Genomic DNA, 15,635 nt, shown 5'->3' on the forward strand with positions numbered 1-15,635 from the left:
GCCGGAGAGGGACGTGATGGAGGCAAGAAGAGCTGAACGCCTTGTACGCGAGCTGGACGCGTTCGGCCACTGGTTCGCGGTACCGAATCCGTCGGACGGCGGGCACATCCTGACGGTCACGCTGTTCGCCGAGTCGCCGAATGCGGCGCGGGTCGCCCGTGACGTGACGGCCGTGTTCCTGGCGGATGCCGGCGCGGGTGAGTTCGTGGACGACGCCCGGTTGGTCGTTTCCGAACTCGTCGGCAACGTGGTGAACCATGTGGTGCCGGAACGCGACCTCGCTCGTCCGGGAGGTGCTCGGCGCATCGACATGACGTTCAAGGTCTGGCCCAGGTGGGTGTTCATCGGCGTTGCGGATGAGGACTCCTCGCCCCCGCTCCTGCCGCTGGGAGACGCGTTCTCGCCTGGTCTGGCCGGTGAGCTGTCGGAAGCGGTCCTGCCGGACAATGGCCGGGGACTCTTCATCGTCCAGCGCCTGGCCTCGTCGGTCTGGTGGCGCCCCGGTGACCAGGGTGGCAAGACCATCTGGTGCCGCTTCGACCGTGACGGCGACGCCACCGAACGAAAACCCTGCTGATCTCCGGGCCGTCACCCCTGCCGCTCCCACGCGATCGGGGGCGGACGACGGCCTGGCCCTGGCTGGAGACGACCACTCCAGCCAAGAGGCGCGGCCCCTCGCCGGGGCTCTCCCAATCCCCTGAGCCGAGGGGCCGCGCTTCACAACCTCATACCGAGACCGGGCCACCCCATCAGCCCTGGAAAGCGAAGGGTGGCCCGGCTGGGAACACGGCGGTTCCCGGTGCCTGATGGTACCGGGGCCGTCGTGCTGCGTTTCTGCCCCGGTGAAAGGAAGTTGACGATCCGTTACATAGATCGGGGTCTGTGGTGAGCGAGGCAATCGGTACTGGTGCGAACGGGCCGGATGACGGCCTGAACGTGATGGGGGAGAGCTGCGGCCTGTGGGTGCCCGGCGTCGACTACATGGCGGGCTGGCGGGCGGCGCGTGCTGTTGCGGATCGGTTGAACCGGTCCCTGCTCGGGATCGGACTGGGGCCGTCGGAGGCACGGGCCGTCGCGTCGACGAATGACGACGGGCGTGGGGTCGTGCGGTTGATCGGACTGCCGGGCGCTATGGACCAACTTGCCGGGCTCCTGGCAGCACACGTGGATGGCGACGGTGGTGCGCGGTGAAGTGTGCTTCCGCTGTGAGTGGTGCACGTTCGCACGTCGTCGGCTGGAGAGACTTTGGGCGGGAGCTGCAATGGGGCGAGTGAACAGGGGGCCTTACGCTCGCCCGGCGAATCGGGCAGGTACTGGACCTGCCCGGTGTTGTGCCCGATTGGCCCCCTGTTCTTCGAGGCTCGCCCCATGGTGGCTGCCTAAAGTCTCGGAGGCCGGCGACCCCCAGCCACCCACGCCCCGGCCCTCGGCGGCTGGTCGGCGCTTCGCTTCCTGGGGCTGGCTGCGGGTGCGGGGCGTCCGGCGGTCGGCCGGGACCGGCGGTCACGCCGCACGCCCGGCCGGGGCGGCCGGGCGCCCCGGCGCGCCGCAGGCGCGCCCTTGAGGAAGTGAAGGCTGTTTCGACCGATGCCCGCTCGCGATCATGCCGGGCGGCGTCGGGTGGGCTCCTCGTCGGCGGTGATCCGGTAGGTGAGTTCGGCACGGTCCGCTCCGATGCGGAGTTCCTCGAGGATCAGGGCGTCGTCGTCGGTGCCGCAGGTGACACGGGAGACGTGCAGGACCGGGGTCGCATCGGGCAGGCGCAGCGCGGCGCGCTCGTCGGGCAGCGGCATGCGGGCCCGTACCGACTCCGACCACCACAGCTCGTGCCCCGCCTGCGTCAGCAGCGCGTACACCGCCGCGGGCTCGGTGTCCGGTGCGTCGGCGAGAGCGGGGACGGCTTCGGCCGTGGCGAACGGGATCAGCGTGCGGTGCATCGCCCGCGCTCCGGTGGCCGGGTCGGCCAGCAGCCGGTCACAGCCGAACAGTGCGTCTTCCACCTTCAGTTCCAGCTGGTGGGCGGTGGCCTGGGTGGCGTGGGTGCGGTAGGTGCTGGGCTCCTCGGTCTGCTGCCAGGCGGCCACCCCGTACAGCGTGAAGTGCCCGGCCGGCGTCCTGCCCACGTAGCGCGAGATTCCGGTGACGGGTCCGCTGTCGGCGCGGACGAAGCTGCCCTTGCCGTGGCGGACGTCGATGAGCCCTTCGGCCCGCAGGGCGGCGACGGCGTTGCGGACGGTCGGGCGCGAGACCTGGTAGCGCTCCATGAGCTGGGCTTCCGAGGGAAGCGGGGCGCCGGGTTCGTACTCGCCGGACAGGATCGCTTCGCGGATGGCGGCGGCCACCTGCTGGTAGAGGGCTCCGGGGCGCTGGATCTCCGACATCTGGGCATCTCCGACGGGTCGGGGTCGTAGGCACGTCGCACGCGCGACATCACTCGTCAGCATAAGTACTTGCACTCTCGCCGTACAGCACTCCACACTCATCACTCGTAAGGACAAGTGACGTCAGAAGAAGTCTGGCGTGGTGACTGGCCAGGGAGGCCGAAGAAATGCAGTCCATTCCCGTGGACACGGCGCGGCTGGGCGTACTGCGGTGCGCCATCGCGCCGGAAGTGAAGATCAGCAACTCCGAGACACAGGAGGTGAAGAAGGACCGGGACGGCAACCCCGTCTACACGGTCGCGGTGACCGTGCGGCAGGACCGGCGTCGGATCTCCGTCATCGAGATCGCCGTCAGCGGTGAGCCGACCGGCATCGAGGAAGGACAGATCGTCAAGGTCACCGGGCTGGTGGCGTTCATGTGGTCGATGGGCGACCGGCACGGCGTCAGCTTCCGCGCCGACGCCATCACACCCGTGCCCACCACCCCGGCAGCGGCGCGCAAGGGCGGTGAGGCGTGATGGCGCCCTACATCATCGCCCTCGCCCTGGCCGTGCTCGCCTGGCTGCTCGTCGCCGGTGACCTGGTGCGACGGCACCGGCCCAACTGGCGCTGGTACCTCGTCGGCTACCCGGTCACTGCCTGGCGGGTGGTGTCCACCTGGCGGCGGATCGCCGTGCTCAACGACCTCGCGGTGTCCCGGCTCCCGGCGCGCACGCTCGTCGGTCACCTGCTGGTCAAGGGCGACCCGGTGCGGCCGGTGGCCCCGCGCTGCTCCTTCCCGCACGCCACCCCGATGGGGCTGTCGGTGCTGGTGCGGCTGCACGCGGGCCAGACTCCGGCGACGTACCTGAAGGCGGCGGACGCGTTCGTGCACGCCTGGAAGGTGCACGCGGTGCGGGTCACCTCGCCGGAACGCGGTCTCGTGCTGCTGACCGCTATGGCCAGTGATCCGCTGGAGCGGCCGGGCTTAGCCACGGCCCCGGCAGAACTGCTCTCCGCGCTGATCGGGGCGTTAGAGACGGGCGGGGCGTGGGTGATGAACCTGCGGCTCGTCCCGCACTGGCTGATCGTCGGGGCCACCCGCTCGGGCAAGTCCACCCTGCTGGCGCGGCTCATCACCCAGCTCGCCATACAGCGCGTCGCCCTGGTCGGCATCGACTGCAAGGGCGGCATGGAACTCGGCCTGTTCGCCGGACGGCTGAGCGCCCTGGCCACTTCCCGCCGTGAGGCGGTGGCGGTGCTGGCCGCGCTGGTGGTCGACATGCAGGAGCGGATGAGCGCCTGCCGCTCGGCCGGGGTCCGCTCCATCTGGGAGCTGCCGGACAAGCTCCGCCCGGTGCCGGTCGTGGTCCTGGTCGACGAGATCGCGGAACTGTACCTGTCCGACGGCACCCGTGACGGCAAGGCGGAAGCCGAACAGTGCTCCACGCTCCTGCTGCGCCTCGCCCAGCTCGGCGCCGCCCTCGGCATCCACCTGGTCGTCGCAGGCCAACGCGTCGGCTCCGACCTCGGCCCCGGCGTCACCGCCCTGCGCGCCCAGCTCGGCGGCCGCATCTGCCACAGGGTCAACGACCCCGGCACCGCCGAGATGACCCTCGGCGACCTCAACAAGGACGCTGTGGCCGTCGCCCAGGCCATCACGCCCGAGGAACGCGGGGTGGCGGTGTGCACCGGCCCGGAGGGTGGCTGGAGCCGTGCCCGCTCGCACCTCACCCCCACCGATGAGGCCGTGGCCACGGCCCGCAAGTACAGCGCGATGACCCCGGACCTCCCCCTCGTCACCCGCGCACTCACCGTGCCGGAAGGAGAGACCAAGTGATCAGCGAAGGAACGGCGTTCACGTTCGCGGTGATCTTCGGGATCATCACCGTCCTCCTCGTCCGCTCCCGCGACGTCCGCGCCTGGGAAGCGGTGTGCGTCGGTCTCTTCGGCGTCTACCTCGGCCAGACCCCCGTGGTCTTCACCATCCACGGACTCGTGACCTGGTTCATCAGCGGCTTCTCCCACACCTGAGCAGAGAGGACACCCTGACCATGCCCATGCCTCGCGTGAGGTGCCCCCACTGCAAGGGCGACGGCGCCCGCAAGACCTGGACCGGACGCATCCGGCGCTGCCGCATCTGCCGCGGCACCGGCACCATCCGCTGAACCCCGCCCCACCCGACCGACCCGCAAGGGAGCGATTCCCATGACCGACCATGCGCCACCCGCCCCCATCCGTGCCGCTCCGACGGCCCACTCCGGAAGGTCACCACCATCACCCCGCACTACACCCCGGCTGACAGGCGCGCCGCACTCGACCGCGCGGCGCGCCTGCGTCAGCTCTCCGAAACCGACCGCGACGCCATCCGCCTCGCCCAGGATCTGAAGTTCGCCCGCTGGCTGGAGCAGATCACGGCAACCGGCGGATGCTCCCATCCCGTCCACCTCACCGGCTTCACCACCACCCTGGACGGCACGACCGGCGAGATCCTCCACCACTACGACACCCGCGACGAACCCGGCGAACGCCTTCTTGTCCGCTGCCGCAACCGCCGCGCCAGCATCTGCCCGGCCTGCTCCCGCCTCCACGCCGGAGACACCTACCACCTCGTCCGCGCCGGCCTCCTCGGCGGCAAGAACGTCCCCGCCACCGTCCGCCACCGACCCCGGCTCTTCGTCACCCTGACCGCCCCGTCCTTCGGACCCGTCCACCGTGCCAGCGAACGGTGCCGCCCCCGCCGTGACTACGGCACCTGCGAACACGGGCACTCCCTGGGCTGCGGCCTGGTCCACGCCCCGGATGCCACGGTCATCGGACAACCGCTCTGCCCCGACTGCTACGACTACACAGCACACGTCCTCTGGCACGCACACGCCTCCAAGCTGTGGGACCGCTTCGTCATCGACGTACGGCGGCGCCTCGCTACCTCCGCCGGCCTCGTACAGTCCCGCTTCGCCGACCACGCTCGACTCTCCTTCGCCCGCGTCGCCGAATACCAGAAGCGGGCGGCCGTCCACGTCCATGCCGTCGTCCGCCTCGACGGACCGAACGGACCCGACGACGAACCCCCGGCCTGGGGCACTGCGCAACTCCTCATCGACGCCGTGCGCACGTCCGCCCGGCGGGTACTGGTCCGCTCTTCCTACAGCCCGGCCGTGGGTGAGCGGGCGTTGCGCTGGGGCGAGCAGATCGACGCCCGGCCGCTGCGCGCCGACGGTGACGGCCCCGATGACGACGCGGTGGCGGCGTACGTTGCCAAATACGTCACCAAGGGAGCCAGCGAAACCGGCGCCGGCCTCGACTACCCGCTGACAGCGTCGGCCGATATCGAGTCGGCACCCGTCAACGCACACGTCCGGACCCTCATGCGCGCCTGCTGGCGCCTCGGCGGTCTCCCCGAATACGAGAGTCTCCGCCTCCGGCCCTGGACCCACACCCTCGGCTACCGCGGCCACATCCTCACCAAATCCCGCGCCTACTCCACCACCTACGCAGCACTGCGCGCCGAACGCGCCCACCACATGGGCCACACCGACACCCCTGAGGTGACGACCGAACGGCAATGGCGCTACGCCGGGTCTGGGCACAGCCCTGGGGCGGCCCTATTTGCCGCCGGAATCGCGGAAGACCTCGCCCAAAACCGTGAGTTCGCCCGTGAAGCGGTTGGTGAAGGGAGGAGTGAATGAGCCGCCCGAAAAGCAGGAAATCGCAGCAGCCGGGTGAAGTAGTCGCACGCTGGCGGGCTGTCGAGTGGGGCGACCACGAAGAACAGCGTCTGGCTGACCTTCTGTTCGGTCGCCTTCCCAACGCACTTAAGAAGAGCGGAGGTTATCGGCAATCGCCTGTCGAGTAGCAGATGGGAAGGCTAGCCTGATGGCAAACGCATGGAGACCCCAGAGGGCGGCAACCCCCTGGGGCCAGACCGGTCGCGGACCGGCCTGCCAGTCACGGAGGGACTGACATGGGTAAGGGTACCGTCGTGCGCGGGCGTCGAACCGCTCGCGGCGTGGTTCGGGTGGCTGTCTACCTTCGCGTATCGACTGCGAAGCAGGTCGAGGGATACGGCCTCGACACTCAGGAAAAGCAGTGCAGGGCTTGGCTGGACTACAAGATCGGTCCCGGCAAGTACAAGATTCACAAGGTCTATGTCGACGGTGGTGAATCCGGCAAGAAGGACTCTCGGCCTGACCTTGACGAGATGACTGAGGCCATTGAGAGGGGCCTCATCGACCTCGTCGTGTTCGGCAAGCTGGACCGCATCGGCCGAACCATGGAAGACATCCACCTCTGGGTGTTCAACGCCACCAAGCACCACAAGATCAGGGTTGCCACGGCGGACGGCCGTCTCGACAGTGACGACGAACTGTTCGGCATCATGCTCAGCCTGCTCTCCTACATGGCAGAGCTGGAGCACACCCTGATCCTCGAGCGGACTTCGGGCGGCCGGGATCAGAAGCTGGCTGCCGGTGGTTGGCCCCTTGGGCAACCGCCCTACGGCGTGATCCTCAGTGGCAAGGGAAGCAAGGCGGTCCCGGTCCTCTGCGAGGACGAGGTGCACGTGATCAACGTCGCCGTGAGCCTGATCGTAGATCTCGGGTACTCGCGGGATGAGGCGGCCGCGCATCTGAACAACCTTGGCTTCCGCACTCGTAAGGGCCTGTCCTGGACCGGCTCGAACCTCGCCCGGCGGCTTAACTCCACGGCCCTTGACGGGTATGTGGAGTTTCGTATTGAGCGCACCGCCGAAGAGGACGAAGAGGAGACGTTCGAAGTCTTTCGCATCGAGGTTCCTCGACCGATCAGCGATCCGGATCGTGTGGATGCCCTGCGGAAGGCGCTCAACAGGCGGTCGTTCAGGAAGAAGAACCTTAATCACTACCTCTTCACCGGGCGTCTGTACGCACTCTGTGGCGGCTATTACACAGGTGGCAAGTCCGCTGCATCTCCTATCGGTTACTACCGGTGCATGGGAAGGCGGCTGGGGTTGGAGTGCGACTGTGCGGATCTCCCCGCCCCTGACGTCGAAAAGGCCATCTGGACCGAGATCGAGGCCCTGCTCGCGGATACGGACAAGTTTCGGGCGCTCGCCGGCATGTGGTTGGGGGCGATTCCAGCTCGTGCTGAGACGTACCGGGAACGTCTTGCTGAGCTGGACGCCCAGATCGGTAAGAGGCGTGCCGGCCGCAAGGAGCAGCTGCTCGAAAAGCTTGCTCGTCTCTTCGAGGACGAGTTGGGAGAGAGCCCTGGAGACGGCATTGACGACGACACCATCAGGGAGGTGAAGCAAGCACTCCAGTCGAAGGAGGATGAGCTGATGGCCGAGCGGGAGCGGCTGGCGCGCTGGCTCGGTGAAGCGGAATCGCAACAGCAGCGGGCGGACGAGATCATCGCCTTGGTGGAAGAGCGGGCAACGGCCCTCGACTCCTTCACCACTGCGCAGTGCCGGGACCTGCTTGATCTGTTGGATGTCCGTGTACACGTCACGGGTAAGGGGCAGTCGCACCGCAAGGGCATCGCCGACCCGCTGGCCGAGTGGCACAGGGAGACCGGCACGCTGGTGCCGCTCAAGATCAGCGACGAGGAGTGGGGGACGGTCGCCGCCATCCTTCCTCACTCCCGCCAGCCCCGGACGCCGAAGCGCGAGATGTTCGAAGCGATCTTGTGGAAGCTTCGGACCGCCGCTCGATGGAACCAGGTCGAGGTCTCCGGAAACGCTTGGAACGCTGTTCGGCGGCGGGCGGAGGCATGGCGCACTTCGGGGGCCTGGTCGGCCGCGATGGAAGCCCTGAGGGGCTCTGGCGGGGTTCCCGTGCCTCCGCTCATGATCCTTCCGCCCATGGAGGTCACGGGCAGCATCGATCCGAAGTTCGCGGCGCTGGAGCTGGAGACTCTCGGCGGTGACGGGGAGGAGCGCAACCAGACTCACACCCGCGCACAGTCTTCCCCGAGATGGTGATTTTCGGGCTGATCCAGCCGGTGATGTTCGTCGTCCTGTTCACGTACGTCTTCGGCGGCTCGATGAGCATCGGAGGCTCCACCGACCCGGACGTCTACAAGAACTTCCTGATGGCAGGCATCTTCGCGCAGACCGTCACCTTCGCCACCGCCGGCGCCGGAGCGGGGATAGCCGACGACATGCACAAGGGCCTGATAGACCGATTCCGCTCCCTGCCCATGGCGCGCGGCGCGGTCCTCACGGGCCGCACCATCGCCGACCTGGTGCAGACGGCGCTGACCCTGGTCGTTCTGGCCGCGGTCGCCCTCATGGTGGGCTGGCGCCCCGGCTATGCGGCGCCCACCAACTTCGGCAAGATCATGGCCGCCTTCGGTCTGCTGATGCTCCTCGGCTACGCGTTCACCTGGATCGGCGCCCTGATCGGCCTGACCGTGCGCACCCCCGAGGCGGCCACCTCCGGCGGCCTGATCTGGCTCTTCCCGGTGACCTTCATATCCAACGCGTTCGTGGACTCCTCGCAGATGGCGTCCTGGCTGCAACCGATCGCCGAGTGGAACCCGTTCAGCGCCACCGTCCAGGCGTCCCGCAAGCTCTTCGGCGACCCGGGTGTCTCACCGTCCGACGCATGGCCGATGGCTCACCCCGTCTGGGCTTCGCTCATCTACTCGGTCGTGATCATCGCGATCTTCCGCACGCTCGCGGTCCGCAAGTACCGCCGGGCGGCCGGTTGATCACGGACCGCTCCCGGTTCAGCTTCGGCAGCCGCAGCCGGCTGTCGCCTCCAGCCCCGCGCGGTACTCGGCGAAGGAGAGGGCGCCCGCGATGCACCCGGCGTGGTCGCCGCGCTCCGCCCGCTGGGCTGGTGTCAGAGAGTCGTCGGCGACCACGTCGGACACACCGATGCGGCCGCCGGGCTTGAGGACGCGATAGGTCTCGGCGAAGACGGCGGGCTTGTCGGTGGACAGGTTGATCACGCAGTGGGAGATCACGACGTCGATGGTGTGCGCGGGCAGGGGGATCGCCTCGATCGTGCCCTTGAGGAATTCGACGTTCGTCGCGCCGGCCTTCGCGGCGTTGGTGAGCGCCAGGGCGAGCATCTCGTCGGTCATGTCGAGGCCGTACGCCTTGCCGGTGGGGCCGACGCGGCGGGCGGAGAGCAGGACGTCGATGATGGCTGCCGCCTTCCTCACCCACCTCGCGGAGGAGGAGGTCGAGGTCCGCTCGGCCGGTTCCGCCCCGGCCGGCAGTGTCCATCCGGCCGTCGTGGAAGGGATGAAGGAGGTGGGCGTCGACATCTCCGCCGAGACCCCGAAGATCCTGACGGTCGACGCGGTGCAGGCGTCCGACGTGGTCATCACGATGGGATACGGCGACACCTGCCCCGTCTTCCCCGGCAAGCGCTGCCTCGACTGGCGACTCGACGACCCGGCCGGCCAGGGCGTCGACGCCGTTCGCCCGATCCGTGACGAGATCGAGCGGCGGATCCGTGACCTGGTGAGCGATCTGACCGGGCACGACTGAGCCCCCGGCGGCACGGGGCCGCCGGGGGCTCGGTCAAGGAAAGGGGAGGTGGCTCAGCCGCTGTAGGGCTCGGCCTTGAGGATGCGTACGGAGGCCTTCTTGCCGTTCGGCAGCTCGTACTGCGCGTCCTCGCCGACCTTGTGACCGATCACGCCGGTGCCCAGGGGGGACTGCGGCGAGTAGGTCTCGATGTCGGAACTCGCGTACTCGCGCGAGGCCAACAGGAAGGTCATCGTGTCGTCCTCGTCACCGTCGAAGGCGATCGTCACGACCATGCCGGGCGCCACCGCACCGTCCGCGGAGGCCGGGGCCTCGCCGACCTTGGCGTTCTCGAGAAGCTGGGTCAGCTGGCGCACGCGGAGCTCCTGCTTGCCCTGCTCCTCCTTGGCCGCGTGGTACCCGCCGTTCTCGCGCAGGTCGCCCTCCTCGCGCGCGGCCGCGATCTTGGCGGCGATCTCCGTGCGCGCAGGACCAGTAAGGTACTCAAGCTCCACCTTGAGCTTGTTGTACGCCTCCTGGGTAAGCCAGGTGACGGACTCGCTGGTCTGGGTCACAGGTGCTCCTCGTCGGTACTGGGAATACAAAGCATCGCCCTACCCACAAGTGTGTTCCTCAGCGGATGGGCGAAACCACGAGCCTAACAATTCAGCGGGCAAAGGGGGAGGACATAAGCCACCAGAATTACGTCAACGCAGGTCAGCGTGTATGCATTGTGGAGTCCCGCGCGGGGGACGGCGCGGCGGGCACGGTACGGATCCCCGCGGGATCAGCTCGCGTGACAGCCCAGCAGCTCGGCCGTCGTGCCCTTGGCCGTCGTACGGAGCGTGACCACCTTGTCGATCCGGGTGTCCGACCCGGAGAAGCGGAAGTCCGCCCGGCCCACCTCGGCGCCGTCGGCCGCCTGCGAGCGCACCGTGCAGTAGCCGCTCGCGCCCGCGTCCTTGCGGACCTCCAGATGGACCTGCACCGTCTCGTCCGAGGTCGCCTTGAAGGTGATCACCTCGGCGCTGATCTTGTTCTGGCCGACGTAGTGGTAGGCGAAGAAACCGACGACCACGAGCAGGATCCCGCCGAGCACGGCGCCCACGATCTTCAGGGTGTGATCGGCACGCTCGTCCGAGGCACGGCCGTAACGGCCCTCGGGCAGTCGAGTGCTCGCCGTGCTCATGATCGTCCTCTCGGCAGGCCAGGGCCCTGGAATTATTCGCCCCCCGATTCGGTCACTATAGAAGCCTGCGATCGCGCCGGTTCACACGGGCGCCGACTTACCGAGGATTGAGTCTTGACTGACCAGCTGCGACTGATGGCCGTGCACGCGCACCCCGACGACGAGTCGAGCAAGGGCGCGGCCACCATGGCGAAGTACGTGTCCGAGGGGGTGGACGTGCTGGTGGTGACCTGCACGGGCGGGGAGCGCGGCTCCATCCTCAATCCCAAGCTGCAAGGTGACAAGTACATCGAGGAGCACATCCACGAGGTACGCAAGAAGGAGATGGACGAGGCCCGCGAGATCCTCGGCATCAAGCAGGAGTGGCTCGGCTTCGTCGACTCCGGTCTGCCCGAGGGCGACCCGCTGCCGCCGCTGCCCGAGGGCTGCTTCGCCCTGGAGGACGTCGACAAGGCGGCCGGCGAGCTGGTGAAGCAGATCCGCTCCTTCCGTCCCCAGGTGATCACCACCTACGACGAGAACGGCGGCTATCCGCACCCCGACCACATCATGACCCACAAGATCTCGATGGTGGCGTTCGAGGGGGCGGACGACACCGAGAAGTACCCCGAGGGCGAGTACGGGCCCGCGTACCGGCCGCTGAAGCTGTACTACAACCAGGGCTTCAACCGTCCCCGCACCCTGGCGCTGCACCAGGCGATGCTCGACCGGGGCCTGGAGTCCCCCTACGGGGAGTGGCTCAAGCGCTGGGAGGAGTTCGGGCAGAAGGCGGAGCGCACGCTCACCACGCACATCCCGTGTGCCGACTTCTTCGAGATCCGTGACAAGGCGCTGATCGCCCACGCCACGCAGATCGACCCCGATGGCGGCTGGTTCCGCGTTCCGATGGAGATCCAGAAGGAGGTCTGGCCGACCGAGGAGTACGAGCTCGCGAAGGCTCTCGTGGATACGTCCATCCCCGAGGACGACCTCTTCGCGGGCATCCGGGACAATGCCTGACATGAGTGCAAGCGTGAGCCTGGCAATGACGCATCTCGTCCCCCTCGCCAAGGAGGTCGACGAGAACAAGGTCACCCCCGGCGTCCTCGGCTTCATCGTCTTCGCGGTGATGGCACTGGCGGTGTGGGCCCTGATGAAGTCCATGAACAAGCACATGGGCAAGGTCGACTTCCAGGAGGCGCCGGACGGCGAGGAGACCTCTTCCTCGTCCCCGGCCTCCGGCCGGACGGGCAAGGCCTCCCCGGCGAAGGGCTGAGCGGACCTGGCCCAGGGGTGGGGCGCACCCGCCACCCCGGGCTCAGGGGTGGGGCGCACACCTCCACGCCGGCTCAAGGGGTGGGCGTGGACCTCCACCCCTGAAGCCCGCGCCCACCCCTGAAGCCCGCGTCCACCCCTGAACCCCGCGCCTAGACCCCGCTCACCGCCACCCCCATCACCTCCCGCTCGTGTCTGCCCGGTACGAGCCCCAGGCGCCAGGCCTGCCAGCCGGCCTCCAGGCGTATGCCGCGTTCCAGCAGGACGGCGTACGCCTCGATGGACTCGGAGAGCTTGGTGTCGCGCAGCGGGTGTGCGGAGCGGCTCAGCTGGGTCAGCTCCTCCTGGGCCACGGCTGTGCCGACCTCCACCCCGCCCGGCGCGGCGTACGGCAGGAGGGTGCAGCGCAGGAAGCGCGCCCAGTCTTCGCCGCGGCGGTCGCCGTAGGAGGAGAACAGGCCCGCCGCCTCGTCGCACAGGGCCAGGGCCTGCTGTGCTCGGGTGTTGCCCGCCTCGACGATCGCGAGTTCCAGGCAGGTCCACGCTTCGCCGTGGGCGACGCCGATGCGCTGGAAGTCGGCGCGGGCGTCGACGAGGAGCTGCCGCGCGAAGCCGGAGTTGCGCAGCGAGCCGGTCTGGGCGGCCCGCTGGTCCCTGGTGACCCGGGCCGAGTGGTGCCGGGCGCAGGCCAGACCGTAGACGTCGCGCATCCGCGAGAAGAGGGAGCGGGAGCGTTCGAGCTCGCGCACCGAGGTGTCCAGGTCGCCGGTCTCCTCCAGGGCGAGGCCCAGGTAGTACACGGTCCAGGCCTCACCGCGCGCGTCCTCGTTGTTCCGGTGCCGGGCCGCAGCGGCGCGCAGTCCCTCCACCGCCGGTGACGGATCACCGGCGATCATGCGGGCGCGGGCCAGCTGGGTCAGCGCCCAGGCCTCACCGCGGGCGTCGCGGGTGCGGCCGTACAGATCGAGGGCGCGGCGCAGGTCGGTCTCCGCGGCGGGGACGGCACCGCGGCGCAGGTTCAGCTGGCCGCGCTGGAAGTGGGCCCACGCCTCGCCGTGCACGGAGCCGCCCTCGCGGTGCAGCACCAGGGAACGGTTCAGCAGGTCCAGGGCCTCGCCGAGGCGGGCCCGGTCCCGCTCCACCGCCGCCAGCGCGTGCATCGTCCAGGCGCGGTCCGTCGCCAGTTCGGGCGCGGACTGCAGGTCCAACGCCTCCCGCAGCTTCGCCGCCGCCTCCGTGAGGTTGCCCTGGTGGTGCAGGGTGATGCCCAGGGAGCACAGGGCCCGGGCCGCGCCCGCGTCGTGATGGGCCTGGAGATAGAGGTCGACGACCGAGCTCAGTGTCGTCCGCGCCTTGTCCAGCTCGCCCAGCTGACGGGCCGCGATACCGGTGCGCCACTGCACGGACCGCACCAGCAGGTCCTGGCCGACCGACTGGGCCAGCTCGCTGATCTCGCCGAGGCGGTAGAGGTCGCCGCGCAGCAGGCAGTAGTCGCACAGCGCGCCCAGCAGACTCAGGACGACCGTCTCGTGGACGCCCTCCGCCTGGCGCAGGGTCGCGGTGATGAAGCTCGACTCGTCGTCCAGCCAGCGCAGCGCCTCGTCGAGGGAGGTGAAGCCGTGCGGGGTGAAACGGTCCGAGCGGGTCGACATGTTGCCGTCGACGAGCCGCAGTACGGAGTCGGCGAGCTCGGCGTGGCTGACGATCAGGCGTTCCTGGGCGGCCGTGAGCTCCGCCTGCTCCTCCTCGTCCACCAGCCGGGCCTGGGCGAAGGCGCGGACCAGGTCGTGCAGGCGGTAGCGGTCGCCGCGGACCCGGTCGACCAGGCCGGCGTCCGCGAGCGCGGTGAGGTGCCGGGCGGCCTCCCCGCGGTCGGTGGCCAGGAGCGCGGCGGCCGCGGCCGCGCCCAGCGAGGCCCGCCCGGCCAGCGCGAGGCGCCGCAGCAGCCGGCGGGTGGCCTCGGGCTGGTCGGTGTAGCGCAGCCACAGCGCGCGCTCCACGGGCTCCACGGGACCATAGGCCCCCAGGTCCGTCGCCAGCCCGCGGGGTGAACGCGGGCCCAGCGAGGAGCCCGCGATGCGCAGCGCCAGCGGCAGTCCACCGCACAACTCCCGTATCCGGTCGGAGGATTCCGCGTCGTACGGGGCTGACGTGTCCTGCGCGGCCGCGCTCAGCAGCTCCTCCGCGCCCGCCGCCTCCAGGGGCCGCACGGGCAGCCGGTGCACCCAGGCGGACAGCTCGGCGGGCAGCTCCAGCGGGGCCCGGGAGGTGACCAGGACCAGGCTGTCGGAGCGTTCGGGGACGAGCGCGCGCACCTGCTCGGGGTCGGCGGCGTCGTCCAGGATCACGGTGACCGGCAGTCCGGTGAGGTGCTGGTAGTAGAGGTCGGCGAGGCGTTTGACCTGCTGTTCGGGGGAGGAGCGCTCACGGAAGAGGAGCTGTTCGCGGGGTGCGCCGAGCCGGTTCAGCAGGTGCAGCAGGGCGTCCCGGGTGGGCAGTGGGGCGCCCTCGGCGCTGTGGCCGCGCAGATCGACGACGCACGCGCCGCGGAACTGGTCCCGCAGATCGTGCGCGGCCCGTACCGCGAGCGTGCTGCGGCCGCTGCCGGGCGGTCCGTGCAGGACGACGACGGTCGGTCTGGTCTGGGTGCTGGCCCGGGCCGTCTGCACCCACTGCCGGATCTGTGCCAGCTCCGCCCGCCGTCCCGCGAACGGACCCACCGGCTCCGGCAGTTGGGCGAACGACTGCTCGAGCACCGTCCGTCCGCGGGCGGCCGCGCTCTTGTCCGCGCCCCTCAACTGCGGGCCCTGCGCCTTCTTCGGCCTGGTCGTCGCGCTCAGCATCCGCTGCTGGTCCAGGAACGGCCGGATCCCCCGTACCTCCAGCGCCGTCAGCCACTGCAACCGCAACTGCTCGGCGCCGCCGGGCTGTCCGACCTCACCGGCGCGGTGATGCGCGGCCGGCAGATGGGTGCCCGCCACCTTCACCACGGTCGCCGCGGCCCCGACCACTCCGACGGTCACGCCCGCCCCGAGGGCCGTACCGGGCCCGGTGCCGAGGACGAGATCGGCGACGGCGGTCGTCACGGCGGCGATGCCCGCCACCAGCAACGGAGTCCGCCCACCGCCCTCGCGCGCATAGCGCTGCGCGAAGCTGAGCCGTCCCGCCTCCCGTTCCTCCAGGGCGCGCGCATAGGCCTCGTACTCCTCAGCGGCGGTCTGCGCCATCGACTCCCACGCGCCGCGCGCCCGCGTCATCAGCACCTGCCGGTCGGCCCGACCGCCCGACCGCCGCACTTCTTCCTCCACGGCCCGCGCCAACAACCGCTCCGCTTCCGCTTTATGGCTGTCCCGCATGTCCCGTCCCCCTCGAG

15 protein-coding genes and 1 pseudogene are annotated in these 15,635 nt (G+C 69.6%); 11 read left to right on the forward strand and 5 right to left on the reverse strand.

All coding sequences use genetic code 11. From position 1 onward, the window contains the following. The first annotated feature begins 16 nt into the window (after window positions 1-16). On the forward strand, window positions 17-577 hold the full coding sequence (locus ACIRF9_RS15260) for an ATP-binding protein (RefSeq protein ID WP_403821238.1): 561 nt from the start codon (window positions 17-19) through the stop codon (window positions 575-577). 308 nt (window positions 578-885) lie between these two features. After that, complete coding sequence (locus tag ACIRF9_RS15265; RefSeq protein ID WP_403820996.1) at window positions 886-1,191, forward strand: hypothetical protein; 306 nt, start codon at window positions 886-888, stop codon at window positions 1,189-1,191. A 410-nt stretch (window positions 1,192-1,601) separates the two neighbouring features. Here the strand turns inward: ACIRF9_RS15265 and ACIRF9_RS15270 are convergent, their stop codons facing one another. After that, a complete protein-coding gene (locus tag ACIRF9_RS15270; RefSeq protein ID WP_403820998.1) occupies window positions 1,602-2,381 on the reverse strand; it encodes a GntR family transcriptional regulator in 780 nt (259 codons plus the stop codon). A gap of 167 nt (window positions 2,382-2,548) precedes the next feature. On the opposite strand from ACIRF9_RS15270, the gene ACIRF9_RS15275 reads away from it, so the two are divergent. The 6 genes from ACIRF9_RS15275 (at window position 2,549) to ACIRF9_RS15300 (ending at window position 9,050) form a co-directional block, all read left to right on the forward strand. Then, window positions 2,549-2,899: a hypothetical protein gene (locus tag ACIRF9_RS15275; protein ID WP_403821001.1), complete on the forward strand. Its 351-nt coding sequence runs from the start codon at window positions 2,549-2,551 to the stop codon at window positions 2,897-2,899. Beyond that, entirely contained in the window at window positions 2,899-4,200 is a 1,302-nt protein-coding gene (locus ACIRF9_RS15280; protein WP_403821004.1) for an FtsK/SpoIIIE domain-containing protein, read from the forward strand. Before ACIRF9_RS15275 ends, ACIRF9_RS15280 begins: the two co-directional genes overlap by 1 nt. Continuing rightward, entirely contained in the window at window positions 4,197-4,394 is a 198-nt protein-coding gene (locus tag ACIRF9_RS15285) for a hypothetical protein (protein WP_020130201.1), read from the forward strand. Before ACIRF9_RS15280 ends, ACIRF9_RS15285 begins: the two co-directional genes overlap by 4 nt. Before the next feature lie 299 nt (window positions 4,395-4,693). Continuing rightward, window positions 4,694-6,049 (forward strand): replication initiator, encoded by a 1,356-nt coding sequence (locus tag ACIRF9_RS15290; RefSeq protein ID WP_403821241.1) that lies wholly within the window; start codon window positions 4,694-4,696, stop codon window positions 6,047-6,049. A 275-nt stretch (window positions 6,050-6,324) separates the two neighbouring features. Continuing rightward, window positions 6,325-8,319: a recombinase family protein gene (locus ACIRF9_RS15295; protein WP_403821007.1), complete on the forward strand. Its 1,995-nt coding sequence runs from the start codon at window positions 6,325-6,327 to the stop codon at window positions 8,317-8,319. Further along, window positions 8,313-9,050, forward strand: coding sequence for an ABC transporter permease (locus tag ACIRF9_RS15300; protein WP_403821010.1), 738 nt, complete (start codon window positions 8,313-8,315; stop codon window positions 9,048-9,050). The genes ACIRF9_RS15295 and ACIRF9_RS15300 overlap by 7 nt, the downstream gene beginning before the upstream one ends. Window positions 9,051-9,095: 45 nt before the next feature. Here the strand turns inward: ACIRF9_RS15300 and ACIRF9_RS15305 are convergent. Then, window positions 9,096-9,488: pseudogene (locus tag ACIRF9_RS15305) on the reverse strand (methyltransferase domain-containing protein); the annotation flags it as partial. Between ACIRF9_RS15305 and ACIRF9_RS15310 the strand changes: the two are divergent. Then, the gene (locus ACIRF9_RS15310; RefSeq protein WP_403821013.1) at window positions 9,427-9,840 is read left to right on the forward strand and encodes a phosphotyrosine protein phosphatase; all 414 of its coding nucleotides are present in this window, start codon (window positions 9,427-9,429) and stop codon (window positions 9,838-9,840) included. The pseudogene ACIRF9_RS15305 and the gene ACIRF9_RS15310 overlap by 62 nt on opposite strands. A 53-nt stretch (window positions 9,841-9,893) precedes the next feature. Here the strand turns inward: ACIRF9_RS15310 and greA are convergent, their stop codons facing one another. Continuing rightward, window positions 9,894-10,394 carry a transcription elongation factor GreA gene (gene greA, locus ACIRF9_RS15315; protein ID WP_403821016.1) on the reverse strand — a complete coding sequence of 167 codons (501 nt, stop codon included), beginning with the start codon at window positions 10,392-10,394 and terminating at the stop codon, window positions 9,894-9,896. 212 nt (window positions 10,395-10,606) lie between these two features. Then, a complete protein-coding gene (locus ACIRF9_RS15320) occupies window positions 10,607-11,008 on the reverse strand; it encodes a DUF4307 domain-containing protein (RefSeq protein WP_403821019.1) in 402 nt (133 codons plus the stop codon). A 135-nt stretch (window positions 11,009-11,143) separates the two neighbouring features. On the opposite strand from ACIRF9_RS15320, the gene mca reads away from it, so the two are divergent. Both mca and ACIRF9_RS15330 read left to right on the forward strand, forming a co-directional pair. Then, on the forward strand, window positions 11,144-12,007 hold the full coding sequence (gene mca, locus ACIRF9_RS15325) for a mycothiol conjugate amidase Mca (protein ID WP_403821243.1): 864 nt from the start codon (window positions 11,144-11,146) through the stop codon (window positions 12,005-12,007). After that, window positions 12,000-12,263 (forward strand): hypothetical protein, encoded by a 264-nt coding sequence (locus tag ACIRF9_RS15330; protein WP_403821022.1) that lies wholly within the window; start codon window positions 12,000-12,002, stop codon window positions 12,261-12,263. The genes mca and ACIRF9_RS15330 overlap by 8 nt, the downstream gene beginning before the upstream one ends. A 151-nt stretch (window positions 12,264-12,414) precedes the next feature. On the opposite strand, the gene ACIRF9_RS15335 is transcribed toward ACIRF9_RS15330, so the two are convergent. Next, window positions 12,415-15,618 (reverse strand): tetratricopeptide repeat protein, encoded by a 3,204-nt coding sequence (locus tag ACIRF9_RS15335; RefSeq protein ID WP_403821025.1) that lies wholly within the window; start codon window positions 15,616-15,618, stop codon window positions 12,415-12,417. Window positions 15,619-15,635: the final 17 nt, after the last annotated feature.

This window comes from Streptomyces sp. NPDC096132, assembly GCF_044763345.1.
Taxonomy (GTDB): Bacteria; Actinomycetota; Actinomycetes; order Streptomycetales; family Streptomycetaceae; genus Streptomyces.